11 protein-coding genes and 3 pseudogenes are annotated in these 12,570 nt (G+C 58.9%); 4 read left to right on the top strand and 10 right to left on the bottom strand.

Annotation, left to right across the window (positions count from 1 at the left end):
• Positions 1-112 precede the first annotated feature (112 nt).
• Positions 113-277, top strand: coding sequence for a hypothetical protein (locus tag B0O95_RS15830; protein ID WP_233203208.1), 165 nt, complete (start codon positions 113-115; stop codon positions 275-277).
• 211 nt (positions 278-488) lie between these two features.
• On the opposite strand, the gene B0O95_RS07410 is transcribed toward B0O95_RS15830, so the two are convergent.
• The 5 genes from B0O95_RS07410 to B0O95_RS07430 all read right to left on the bottom strand — a co-directional run bounded on the left by B0O95_RS07410 (position 489) and on the right by B0O95_RS07430 (position 6,555).
• Positions 489-1,655: a porin gene (locus B0O95_RS07410; protein ID WP_104077327.1), complete on the bottom strand. Its 1,167-nt coding sequence runs from the start codon at positions 1,653-1,655 to the stop codon at positions 489-491.
• Between the two features lie 165 nt (positions 1,656-1,820).
• The gene (gene kdpC / locus B0O95_RS07415) at positions 1,821-2,402 is read right to left on the bottom strand and encodes a potassium-transporting ATPase subunit KdpC (RefSeq protein WP_104077464.1); all 582 of its coding nucleotides are present in this window, start codon (positions 2,400-2,402) and stop codon (positions 1,821-1,823) included.
• A gap of 100 nt (positions 2,403-2,502) precedes the next feature.
• Positions 2,503-4,569, bottom strand: coding sequence for a potassium-transporting ATPase subunit KdpB (kdpB, locus tag B0O95_RS07420; protein WP_104077465.1), 2,067 nt, complete (start codon positions 4,567-4,569; stop codon positions 2,503-2,505).
• An 85-nt stretch (positions 4,570-4,654) separates the two neighbouring features.
• Positions 4,655-6,463: a potassium-transporting ATPase subunit KdpA gene (gene kdpA, locus B0O95_RS07425; protein WP_104077328.1), complete on the bottom strand. Its 1,809-nt coding sequence runs from the start codon at positions 6,461-6,463 to the stop codon at positions 4,655-4,657.
• Positions 6,460-6,555, bottom strand: a complete 96-nt coding sequence (locus B0O95_RS07430) for a potassium-transporting ATPase subunit F (RefSeq protein WP_083813550.1) — start codon at positions 6,553-6,555, stop codon at positions 6,460-6,462. Before B0O95_RS07430 ends, kdpA begins: the two co-directional genes overlap by 4 nt.
• 732 nt (positions 6,556-7,287) lie before the next feature.
• Between B0O95_RS07430 and B0O95_RS07440 the strand changes: the two genes are divergently transcribed.
• Complete coding sequence (locus tag B0O95_RS07440; RefSeq protein ID WP_104077331.1) at positions 7,288-7,482, top strand: hypothetical protein; 195 nt, start codon at positions 7,288-7,290, stop codon at positions 7,480-7,482.
• A gap of 115 nt (positions 7,483-7,597) precedes the next feature.
• Here B0O95_RS07440 and B0O95_RS07445 read toward each other — a convergent pair whose 3' ends face one another.
• On the bottom strand, positions 7,598-8,029 hold the full coding sequence (locus B0O95_RS07445; RefSeq protein WP_104077332.1) for a CBS domain-containing protein: 432 nt from the start codon (positions 8,027-8,029) through the stop codon (positions 7,598-7,600).
• 226 nt (positions 8,030-8,255) lie between these two features.
• Here B0O95_RS07445 and B0O95_RS07450 point away from each other — a divergent pair.
• Positions 8,256-8,894: pseudogene (locus tag B0O95_RS07450) on the top strand (UdgX family uracil-DNA binding protein); the annotation flags it as partial.
• Positions 8,895-9,012: 118 nt separating this feature from the next.
• Here B0O95_RS07450 and B0O95_RS07455 read toward each other — a convergent pair.
• The 4 genes and pseudogenes from B0O95_RS07455 to B0O95_RS07470 all read right to left on the bottom strand — a co-directional run.
• Entirely contained in the window at positions 9,013-9,318 is a 306-nt protein-coding gene (locus tag B0O95_RS07455; RefSeq protein ID WP_104077334.1) for a transposase, read from the bottom strand.
• Entirely contained in the window at positions 9,315-9,902 is a 588-nt protein-coding gene (locus B0O95_RS07460; protein WP_146064017.1) for a hypothetical protein, read from the bottom strand. The genes B0O95_RS07455 and B0O95_RS07460 overlap by 4 nt, the downstream gene beginning before the upstream one ends.
• A gap of 92 nt (positions 9,903-9,994) precedes the next feature.
• Entirely contained in the window at positions 9,995-11,785 is a 1,791-nt protein-coding gene (locus tag B0O95_RS07465) for a cholesterol oxidase substrate-binding domain-containing protein (protein ID WP_104077336.1), read from the bottom strand.
• Between the two features lie 188 nt (positions 11,786-11,973).
• Positions 11,974-12,087 (bottom strand): annotated as a pseudogene (locus B0O95_RS07470) (ATP-binding protein); the annotation flags it as partial.
• A gap of 103 nt (positions 12,088-12,190) precedes the next feature.
• Between B0O95_RS07470 and B0O95_RS07475 the strand changes: the two are divergent.
• A pseudogene (locus B0O95_RS07475) lies at positions 12,191-12,418 on the top strand (IS6 family transposase); the annotation flags it as partial.
• Between the last annotated feature and the right edge of the window lie 152 nt (positions 12,419-12,570).

The following is a 12,570-nucleotide window of genomic DNA, read 5'->3' on the forward strand; positions in this document are numbered from 1 at the left end:
TGTCAAGCGTATGACCATTGCACAACGCGATCGTGCGTTCGCACAAGGATGTTCGCCCGCTTCTCCAGTCCCCAAGTCCTCATATAACATGCAAACCCGATACGTTGAATACTTGGCCTTTCCGATGTCGGCCAGACCTCGCACATTGACCGAACATGTTATCGAGCAATTGGTCGTCGCCCTCTCGTCCGGCCAATATCCGGTGGGCACAAAGCTGCCGGCCGGCAGCATGAATCTGGGCGGCGGCTGTGATGCCAAGGCGACTCGCTCGCCGTGAGACCATGACAGGTGACCGTGGCCCAGCGGTAGAACCGGGTGCATGATGCGGCAGTTGGCCACGCAGCGGCAGCCGGCCGCGCGCGGGCCGCGGCAACCGGTCGCCGATGAAAAAAGCAAGCGCAGGTCAAGCCTGCGCTTGCCTGCGCTTTTGTTGCCCCTGCGTCGAACCCGCCACGCCGGTCCCTCCGCAGGAGCAGATTGCGTGTCGCTTAGAACTTGTGGCGCAGGCCCAGCGCAACGTACTCTTGCGCGCCGCCGTTCGCACCGGCAAAACCGTACGAACCGATCGAAGCCTGGGCTTGCGCACCCGCGCCGTCCTGCTGGCCGGTGGCCTTTTGCCATGCGCCGACCAGGTACACGTCGGTGCGCTTAGACAGGCTGTAGTCGGCGCCCAGGCTCACCTGGTTGTACTTGGCCGACGAGTTGCCCGAACCCTTCGTGTAGCTGTAGCCAATGCCCGTGAGCAGCGCCGGCGTGGCCTGGTAGGTCGCGAACACGTTGCCGGTGTTGTACTTCTGCGTCTGGCCGAACGATGAAGCGGAATCCGCCGTGTACTGCGCATTGCTGTACGACGCGCCGACGTTGACCGGGCCGATTGTGTACTGACCAGCGACACGGGCGATCTTGAGCGACGCAGCCGACGTGTAGGCACCGTTGACCGGACCGTTGAAGATCGAGTCGGTCGTCGTGTTGGTCGCCGTCGTGGTGGAACCCGAGAAGTCCCGCACGCCGTTGGTGACTTTGCCGCCGTTGTAGTACTGGTAGCTCGCCGCCACGGCGATCGGGCCGTTCGTGTACGCCAGCGCAGCGCCCCACGCACGGCGGTCGCCGAACGAGCCGGCCTGGTTGCCGAACGCGTACAAGCCTTCGAACTGAAGGCCGGCCCAGACCGGGCTCGCGTACTTGACCGAGTTGTTGACGCGAATGCTATTGTCGTAGTTGTCGACGTCACCCGGCGTTGCGAACGTGGAGCCGAAGTAGTTGTCACCCGTCATGCCTTGTACCAGGTCCGTATCTGGCACGTATTGGCGACCCAGCGTCACCGTACCGTATGCATCGTTCTGTAACCCTACATAAGCCTGACGGCTAAATTCGCGGCCACTTTGGCCCAGACGGCCATCGTTTGGGTTAAAGCCGTTTTCCAACTGGAAGATCGCCTTTAGGCCGCCGCCCAAATCTTCCGCCCCCTTCAAGCCCCAGCGCGACCCCTGCAGGTTGCCGGACACCGTGGACCACTGGTTTTTGCCGCCTTGGTTATGCAAGAAGGTCATGCTTTCATCGATAACGCCATACAATGTCACCGAGCTTTGGGCATGCGCTGCCGAGGTAGCGGCGAGCACGCCGAGCGAAATGGCCGAGAGTACCAGTCGTTTCATCTAATCTTCTCCAAACGGTAGTTCATTTAATTTTCGCTGCGGCCGCAGCATACCTCGACGCCTGGAGAAGAAAGAAATAAAAGCCCGGCCAACGTTGCTAAATTCAGACGGTATGGATTCGCATACCGCCATCTTCAGTAGACGATGTGATAGCCCATGCTGCCCTCAGTGCACCGGCTTGAACTCATCTAGCGCCAGGTTCAGCTTGAGCACGTTCACCCGTGGCTCACCCAGCAAGCCGAACTGCCGACCGGTCGTATTGCGGGCAATCAACTCGTCGACCTGCGCTTGTGGAAGGCCTCGTGCCCGCGCCACGCGGGGGGCCTGGTAGGCCGCCGCCGCGGGGCTGATGTCCGGATCCAAGCCACTGCCTGACGAGGTCACCAAGTCCACCGGCACCGGCGCCGTGTTGGCCGGATCGGCTTTATGTAAGGCGGCAAGCCGTCCCTTCACTTCGTCCGCCAGCGCGGGATGGGTCGGCCCCAGGTTCGATCCGCTCGAGCTTTGCGCGTTGTACGGGTTCGGTGTCGTCGCCGACAGCCGGCCCCAGAAGTAGTCGTTTCTATCGAACTGCTGTCCAATCAGCGCCGAGCCAATCAGCTTGCCGTTCTTTTCGATCAGGCTGCCGTTGGCCTGCGCCGGGAAAACAGCCTGCGCGATCGCCGTGACCGCGGCGGGATAGACGATGCCCGTGATCACCGTCAGCGCAACGAACAACACCAGCACGGGACGCAGTAAAGTGTTCATGATCATGGTTCAAAGTGGAGCAGCGTGCTGCCCCAAAAAAGGCCGGACAAGGGCAAACGAAGAGACGCCGACCCGCCCGGCAAGGGTTTCAAGGAACGGATCAGGCCCAGCCCAAGGCGGTGATCACCATATCGATCAACTTGATGAACGGGAACGGCAGCACAATGCCACCCAGTCCATAGATCAGCAGGTTGCGTCGCAGCAGCGAAGCGGCACCCAGCGGCCGGTATTTGACTCCCTTTAGCGCAAGCGGAATGAGGAACACGATAATCAGCGCGTTGAATACCACCGCCGACAGGATGGCGGAGGAAGGCGAAGTGAGTCGCATCACGTCGAGCACGTGCAGCTGCGGATAGGTGGTCGCGAAGGCCGCCGGAATGATCGCGAAGTACTTCGCCACATCGTTGGCGATCGAGAACGTGGTCAGCGAGCCGCGCGTCATCAACATTTGCTTACCGATTTCCACGATCTCGATCAGCTTGGTCGGATTCGAATCGAGATCGACCATGTTGCCCGCTTCCTTTGCCGACTGCGTGCCGGTGTTCATCGCGACCGCTACGTCGGCCTGCGCCAGCGCCGGAGCGTCGTTCGTGCCGTCGCCGGTCATCGCCACCAGCCGCCCTTCGGCTTGATGCGCGCGGATTGTCGCAAGCTTGGTCTCTGGCGTGGCCTCGGCCAGAAAATCATCGACGCCAGCCTCGGCGGCAATCGCTGCCGCGGTGAGGCGGTTATCGCCGGTCACCATCACCGTCTTGATACCCATCTTGCGCAACTCGGCAAAGCGCTCCTTGATCCCACCCTTGACGATGTCCTTCAGCTCGATCACACCGAGCACGCGAGCCTGGCCATCGGCGCCTGGCTGCCGCTGCGCGACGACCAGCGGCGTACTGCCGCGGCGCGCCACGTCATCGACCGCCGCGCGCACTTCCTGAGGGAAGTGGCCTGCATGCGCGTGGACATACTGCTGGATCGCGTCAGCCGCACCCTTACGGATCTCGCGCTCAGGCAGATCGACGCCGCTCATCCTCGTCTGAGCAGTGAAACCGAGGAACTGCGCATGTAGGCTGGCCATGTCCCGCTCGCGAATGTTGAAACGCTGCTTGGCGAGAACCACAATGCTGCGGCCCTCCGGCGTCTCGTCGGCCAGCGACGCCAACTGTGCGGCATCGGCCAGTTCCTGCTCGGACACGCCCGGCGCCGGCACAAACGCCGACGCCTGCCGGTTGCCAAGCGTGATCGTGCCGGTCTTGTCCAGCAGCAGCACGTCAACGTCGCCGGCGGCCTCGACGGCGCGGCCGGATGTCGCGATCACGTTCGCCTGCATCATCCGGCTCATGCCAGCCACTCCGATCGCCGACAGCAATCCGCCGATCGTGGTCGGAATCAGGCACACCAGCAACGCGACCAGCGCCGTGATCGTCACGACATGACCCGATTTCATCGCAGAGACCGAGAACATCGAGAACGGCAACAGCGTCGCGGTTGCAAACAGCAGCACGAGCGTCAACGCAACCAGCAGGATGGTCAACGCGATCTCATTGGGCGTCTTTTGCCGCTTCGCGCCCTCGACCATCGCGATCATCCGGTCCAAGAAGGCCTCGCCGGGGTTCACGCTGACACGCACCACGATCCAGTCCGACAGCACCCGTGTGCCGCCAGTGACGGACGAGAAGTCTCCGCCAGACTCGCGAATCACGGGCGCCGATTCACCGGTGATCGCCGACTCGTCAACCGACGCGACACCTTCGATGACCTCGCCGTCCGCCGGAATCGTGTCGCCCGCCTCGACCAACACCACGTCGCCGCGGCGCAAATCCGTGGACGTCATGATACGGACCGGCGCTTTCGGGTGAGGCTCGTTCAGCTTCTTGGCCATCACATTGTGCTTGGCACTGCGCAGCGACGCGGCCTGGGCCTTCGAGCGGCCTTCCGCCAGCGCCTCGGCGAAATTGGCGAACAGCACCGTGAACCACAACCATAACGCAATGGCCAAGATGAAGCCGACTGGCGCCTCGGCCTGCCCGGCAAGCGCTGCGATCCACAACACCGTCGCCAGGATGCTGCCCACGTACACACAGAACATCACCGGATTGCGCAGTTGGGTCCGCGGCGCAAGCTTCTTGAACGCATCGACGATGGCGGGCTTCAGCAGCACCGGATCGAACATCGAATGGACTGCGGTACGAGCCTGCCCGAGGTTGTCCGCACGATGAGCAAGCGATGGATTGACGTTAGTCATGCTTTCCTCGAAATCAATGGCCGGCGATCATCATCAACTGCTCGACGATCGGCCCCAACGCCAGCGAAGGCACATAGGTCAGCGCGCCGACCAGCACGAGCGTGCCGAGCAACAACACGACAAACAACGGGCCGTGCGTGGGCAGCGTACCCGGCGTCACGGCAATGCGCTTCTTGTTTGCCAGCGAGCCCGCGATCGCCAACACCGGCACGATCGTCCCGAAGCGGCCAAACCACATCGCGATCGCCAACAACACGTTGTAGAACGGCGTATTGACCGACAGCCCGCCGAACGCACTGCCATTGTTGTTGGCTGCTGAGCTGAATGCATACAGCACTTCGGAGAAGCCGTGCGGCCCGGGATTGGCGATACCGGCCACGCCCAGCGGCGAGAGCGCCCCAATCGACGTGCCCACCAGCACCAGGAACGGCGTAAGCAGCACCACAATCGCCACCATCTTCATTTCGAACGACTCAATCTTCTTGCCGACGTACTCCGGCGTGCGCCCGATCATCAACCCCGCAACGAACACGGCGAGCAACGCGAACACGAGCATGCCGTAGAGCCCAGAGCCGACGCCGCCGAAGATCACTTCGCCCAGTTGCATCAGCAGCAGCGGCACGAAACCGCCCATCGGCGTGAGCGAATCGTGCGTGTTATCCACCGCGCCGCACGATGCCGCCGTGGTCGCCACCGTGAAGATACCGGACTGCGCGATGCCCAAGCGCACTTCCTTACCTTCGGCATTGCCGCCCGCTTGTCGCGCCGACGCCTGCTGGTCCACGTGCAGCGACGCAAACAGCGGATTGCCGGATTGTTCCGCGGAAATTTCCGCAAAGCATGCCACCGCAAATGCGATGGTCATCGCCGCAAGCACCGCATAGCCCTGCCGGCGGTCGCCCACCATGCGCCCGAAGACGATGCACAATCCGGCCGGGATGATCAGGATCGACAGGATCTGCACAAAGTTGGACAGTGGCGTCGGGTTCTCGAACGGGTGGGCCGAGTTCGCGTTGAAGAAGCCGCCGCCATTGGTGCCCAGCATCTTGATCGCTTCCTGCGATGCGACCGGCCCCATGGCCAAGGTCTGCTTGTCCGCCTTCGCGTCCTGCATCACCACATTGCCGTGCGCGTCCTTGACCGGATTGCCTTGTGCGTCGGTCTTGGGCACCGGATAGGTCGTCACCTGCAGCGTCGAGACCTGCTGGTACGGCTTCAGGTTCTGCAGCACGCCTTGGCTCACCAGCACCAGCGACACGACGATCGCCAGTGGCGCGAGAATGTAAAGCGTGACGCGCGTCAAATCGACCCAGAAATTGCCGATGGTGCGCGCGGTATGGCGCGCAAACCCACGGATCAGCGCGACCACCACCGCGATGCCGGTGGCCGCGGACAAGAAGTTCTGCACAGCCAAGCCCGTCAACTGGGTCAGGTAGCTGACCGACGACTCCGGTGAGTAGTCCTGCCAATTGGTATTGGTCACAAAACTGACCGCCGTGTTGAACGCGGCATCGGGCGTCATCGCGCCGAGCCCCTGCGGATTGGCCGGCAAATATTGTTGCAGCCGCAGCAGGCCATACACCACGACGGCACCCAGCGCGTTGAACAGCAGCACCGCGAGCGCATAGTGCTTCCACGACATCTCGGCCTGCGGATCGACGCTCGCGACTCGATACAGCCCGTGCTCCAGCGGGCGGCCCAGCTTGCGCACGAGCACCGACGAGCCATCCAGCACCCCGCACATATAGCGGCCAAGTGGCAGCGCCAGCGCGATCAGCACGATGATGAACAGCGCCGCCTGCAAAAACGAATTGGCGTTCATTCCAAATCCTCCGCGCGCAGCAGCGCATACACGAGGTACACCAGCACCAGCAGCGTCGCAATGCCGGCCAGCCATGTCATCCACGCCATCATGAGCGGCCTCCGGGTGTGCGGCGCAGCTTGTCGCAGCCGGCCGCCAGCGCCATGCACAGCCCCAGGAACAGGACGATGTCGGCGAGGTAGATGAGGTCCATTGTTATGTTCTCCGTTAATGCACCAAGGCATCTGATAGGCTATCCGCAGGGCCATAAATCGTCCGACAAGAGTGGCCCGCGCGGCGTAAAAAGCGCGTAAACGCCGCCCTCCTCCATCACCCCAGACGACGGCACGCATGGTCTCATTAGCCGCTGCGCACGTGGGTGCCGGCGAATCCGTCAACGCGCCGTTGTGCACGGCAATCGCATAGATTCTCGCCAGCATGCATTGCCGCGGGCAGCGTTGCGCTGCATCGTGTGAGATCAGCCGCCCGCACGCGTCGAGATAATCCGAGCCGGTTGCGGTGGCATGCGTAACTGTCACGAGCGCGATATGAATCAGGCGGCGCGGCGGCGGCCTGGATGCCGACGCGCAGCGCGCACTGAATGAGCGGCTCACTACGATTTCCGGCACGATAGCGCGCTAAGCCGCCATGGTGAGGCAGCCAGCCTTCTAACAGCCTGCCCACCACACCAAAGTGAGCGTGACAGTAGCCGTCAACGATGACAGATAGCCGCTAAGATGGCATCTACCGAGTCGGTGCCCAGGGGCGCTGGCCGCTTGGCCAATTGCTCCAGGCACGCCGTTTGCGAAGGCATTGATCGTCTGTCTTATGGAGCCACGACCAATATGTCAACCAAGGAACACATCTCGCGCGAAAAGAAAGAGGAAGCAATCGATAAGTCGGTCGAGGACAGCTTTCCTGCCAGCGACCCGCCCGCGACAGGCGGTGTGACGAAAATCGTGCCCGATGATGATGATAAGTCGCGCGGCAGCCATGACGATAACGGGGCTCCGTCCCCGCAGCCATCAAACAAAAGCTGATCGTTTTCCTGCCCCGTGACGTCGCAATACCGGTGCGGCGGCCGGTCCGGCCGCCGCACCGGCATCGAACACTTGGACCCCATTCGTGCTGGGGCAAGCGCCGCCATCTCCTATACTAGTGACGTCGCGTCTGCGACACACCCTCAAGCGTATTGGCGACCTCGTCATGCGACGCGCCGGCACTGCGCGTGGCAACGTCTCCAAGCGACAGCACGCCCACCAGCTCCTTCTGACGATTGATCACCGGCATGCGACGCAGTTGCGCGTCGGCCATGCGCTTTTGCACGGTATCCAAATCGTCGTCTTCCATACACCATTCAACTTGCGGCGTACAGACCTCACCAACCGGACTGTCGGGGTTTTTACCAGCCGCCAGCGCGCGCACTGCCAGATCGCGGTCCGTGACCATGCCGGTAAGTTTGCGGCTCTCGCATACCGGCAGCACGCCGATATCGTACTGGTCCATCAACTCGGCGGCATGTCGAATCGTGTCGGACGGGCTGATATGGACGACGTCCCGAGACATGATTTCCTGAACGTGGTGCATGGACAACCTCCGTGAACATGAGTGAACGAATGCCTCCATCATCGAGCAACGGACGTGCCGCATGCTCACGCATGCAGTCCCAGCACCGCGTCGCCCGCGACGCCACCGCTTTTTACAATCTTTACAATCCACTAGAAAAATGCACGGCGTACACGCAGCGCCTAGCGTACGGCGACCTGAGACCGCGGGCACGCGTCGTGCAAAGACGTTTGCCAGGAGTTCTGTTATGACCACGCGCAAACCGACGACGCAGGAACACGGAAAGATCGAAATTGAACCGCAACAGCAGCCGCAAGACCTAGACGATTGCCGGCGCTGTGCACTGTGGCACGACGCGTCGCAGCCGGTGCCGGGCGAGGGGCCCGCGCACGCGCCAATTATGATGGTCGGCGAACAGCCCGGCGACCAAGAAGATCGACAAGGCAGACCATTTGTCGGTCCGGCTGGCGTATTACTGGACGACGCGTTACGGGAGGCCGGCGTCGCCCGCGGCGACGTCTACGTGACGAATGCCGTCAAGCACTTCAAATGGGAACCGCGTGGTAAGCGACGCATGCACAAAACGCCCGCACAGCGCGAAATCGAAGCGTGCCACTACTGGCTTGATCGTGAGTTCGATACGGTGGCACCCGCTGTAGTCGTCGCCCTTGGCGCGACAGCGCTCAAAGCCGTGCTGCAAGATCCGACTGTGACACTGCAGCGTTTGTTGGACCACACGATTGAGCACGGCGGGCACTTTGTCATCCCAACTTATCACCCATCGTTCGCCCTACGGGCGCCCGATGAGCCGACGCGGCAGCGCAGCCACCATTTCCTGCCACGAGAGAAACGTGACGTGACTTTCCTTAAAATGCTCACCTCTGGCCGCGCGCTCAAAGGCATTCACGAACCGCTGTCCCATATCACGTGCGCCGCTCACATGGACTATCAGTTTGCTCATTTTCTGCTCCTTTCGCGTTCAACATCCCCCAAAAAGTCTCTCACTATCGGGCATAGCCCGCCGCCGCCCATCTGCTGTTCATATGCCTCACAGTAACGCCAAGCATCGACTTTGCCGGGAGCTTACGCAGTTGGAAGCCGGCGCGGCCATACATTTGGCGCTTGAGGAACTTGAGCCGATTGACATGGCCCTCGACGATACCGTTGCTGTAGGGTGTGAGCCGTGCAGCGTGTACGGCATCGTCGTCGTGGCCAATGCCTGCTGCAAACCGCTGCATTTCTGGTACACCGCTGGCCTGCGCTTGACGCAGCCAGCTTGCCAACGCTTGATGTACGCGGTGCTTGACTATGTCAGTGAATCGAGCGACAGCCGCCGGATTGTTGCTATCTGGGGATTTCGCTCGCCGAGTCGTTGCACAAAGCGCTGGACGTGTCGCTTATTGTCGTTGGTGAGCGACGCCGTGCCCCGACCCATTAACCAGCAGCCTACGCGGCGAGTGCAAGGCACCGCTCGCAACACAGCAGTACGCAGCTGCTGCGTGATTGCACAGGCTTGTCGCCAAGGCTGAAGGGCTTGGCGTACGATGCCGCCACCGCCGTTGAACCCTTGGCTGACGATTTCCCAATACAACCTCGCCGCGTTTTGGCAGCCTTCACGCCAGCGATGGGCAAGATACGCTCGATAGGGATCCAACTTGCTAGCTGCTGGCGGCCGTTGCGCCCGCTCAGCAAACCCACCGGCGTTGATCCAATGCCGCACCGTACGCCAGTCCAATGCCGTAAGGCGCGCAATCGCCCGGATTGCCATCCCGCTTTGATGGTGGCGCATGACCGTCCCATAGCGTGCGAGCCGCGCTTCGCGCCGCTGCGCTTGTTGCTCCTTTGCGCGCGATGTTGTTGCCACGCCGGGTGAATTCGATTCGATCGCTGGCAATGCTAACTTCCTGCGCTTCATTCACTCCGGCTCGCTTCAAGCCTCCGACCTTATTACAACAACACCCGTTATATTTCCAAAAACTCCATCCCTTATACTCCTGAAGGCAATAGCTTGTCGAGCAACGCAGATGAGAAGATACGGTTAGGATCGTATTTATTGAGTGTCTTGATAGCTTTATCCCAATCTTTTTCCTGGCTGATTTGTCCCTCCCTATAAATATTCGGGATTGTTGTGCTAATCGTCGTGTAATCCTCCCAAGCTGCCGAATCTGTATATGCCCAACCCTTAGACCATTCTGGTCGCATTGTCGCATAGGAGCCTGCATAATGTGAAAACATCCACTGTTCTGTTTCGCGATAAAATTTATTCGCGTGAGGTGTTCCAGGCAAAGTCAAAATGTCGAACCAAACCGCAATATCCCAATCTGGTCTATCCAAGCGTGGCTTAATCACAGATAGGGCAGCAGTGGCACTACTAGGGCTCACATCATTCGGGTTATCCAGCCCTGACACCCGAATTTCGAGGGGGCCATTAATTGGGTATTGGTTTTGCTTCTGATACGCATTAATGCGCTCCTGATAGTTCTCGATGAAATCGCTAATGACGCGCTGGACGTTAGCCCGGCTGGTAACCACTGCGTAGCCATTTGCAGTAACTCGCAGTGTACTGGGTCGAATGTATTGTAGTAAGTTTTTTGACCATCCCCAGATATCCAGGCTATGCGTGGCAACCAAGCCTGCAGTTGCAATTGCCAACTGCTTTTGGCCAAAAACCGGGGTAATAGTTACCTCGTTGTCAATGACAATACGCTTGATTAAATCAGATAATTCTATAGAAATCCAGTCTGAAAATGGATAATTATACGCCTTCGTGACAATGCGCGAAAATAATGGCTTATTTGGCCTTACACTCCAGACTTTCAGCCATGGATTGCTTGTAAATGGGAACCATATTACCTCTATCCTACCAGATTTATCAAGAAACGATTCAATGGTTCTCTTGGATCTTCGAAACGATTCAATAGCTCTCCTGGATGCTCCAGGTTTCGCAAATAATTCATTAGCAGAAATATTAATGTAGCTCCGACAGCGTAGGCGCTGATTTTCTCCAACTTGCATCGTTACCTCGACAATGCAAGCTCGTCCGACATGCGCAAGGAATGCACTAATATCTGCCTCTTCACGGGAAAACGTCCTCAATATATATTCTCTCTTTGTTTCATCATACACCACCGCACTTAACGATAGAATAAGATTGCTTAAAGAGCCATAGGTATGCCCTGATAATAATTTCTCCCCTTTTGCTGGCACAGCAGTGCCATGCGCACCAATCGCTAATGCCCCTCCCAACGTAATGTCGCCGGGGGCAGGCACAGCTGTCATCCCCAGGCCTTTTGCTTCCAGTTTTTCGAGCAAAGCCCCCATCGATACGCCTGTTTGCGCAGTTACTCGAGCTGGCTTTGATGCCGTGTCAATTGATACGGCGGTCAGGTTCTTCGTCATGTCAAGCAAAACAACTGAAGAAGCCTTGCTATCCGAGTCCATTGTTAATGGAGACCAGTTATGCATATATCCGCGTGGACGAATCTTATAATCATTTGATCTCGCCCAGTTCACGATGGAAACGATGTCGTCAGGGGTTTTAGGCACCGCTGTCCATACGTTATCTACAAATATTTCCCTGCTCCAGTTCTCGTAAGCCTGCCGATAAATTGATATTCCAACCGGGAAATTCACCAATGTTTCACTTGCGTTGGCTGATATTTGATAAATTGGCGACCATCCTCCAACAACGATACCCGAAGTAGACAACATGACCATATCAGAAATAAACTTCCGGCGGGAACTCGCAAAGCCCTTCTTTTTATAATTCCTTTCCATTTTTAACTCCTATTTTTTAATTAATAAAAAATGAAGAAATGAAGGAAACGAGGCCGTCCGGACGGCCAGTTAAAACCCTTCCACGTTCGGTCGTGCAAATTCCTCTACGTTGTGGGACAGGATGAGGTTGTTATTTAACGCTTTTTGGTCTTTTGTGCAAGGGTTTTAGTAGCCTATTTTTTTGCAGCCTATTTGAGTCGGTAACTGTGTCCGTCGAATTCGAGCAGATGGCAGTGATGCATGAGCCGGTCCGGGATCGTGATACTCATTGTTTTGCTGCCGAAGTAAGCGCCCCAGTCCTGGTCTCGCTATCCATCACGCGAATTGCTTGCCATCAGAGGCGAGACGTGAAAACCATCAGCTTTGTCACGTTGTGTTGTGAAAACGAGGGGATAGGGTTGCGGAATGAAGAAGCCCAAATCTGTCTATCACGGATATCGTTTTCCGTCGTCGATCATCCGCTGCGCAGGCCGGTGGTACTTTCGCTTCAATCTGAGCCTGCGCGATATCGAGGCGTTGCTGCTCGAGCGCGGTGTGACGGTGACGTACGAGTCGATCCGCCGCTGGTGTGAGCGGTTTGGCCCGCAGTTTGTCCACCTGGCCAAAGCGGCACGGTGCAAGCGCGGCTCGACGTAGCACCTTGATGAAATGTTGGTGAATTTGCGCGGCTAGCCGTACGTGCTGTGACGCGTCGTCCCGGCTTGAACCTCATCGCCATCACCGGCATTGCCGACATATTGTCGGCGTCTCCACGCCCCACCGACATATGGCTTACACATCACCGG

It is taken from the genome of Mycetohabitans endofungorum, assembly GCF_002927045.1.
Taxonomy (GTDB): Bacteria; Pseudomonadota; Gammaproteobacteria; order Burkholderiales; family Burkholderiaceae; genus Mycetohabitans; species Mycetohabitans endofungorum.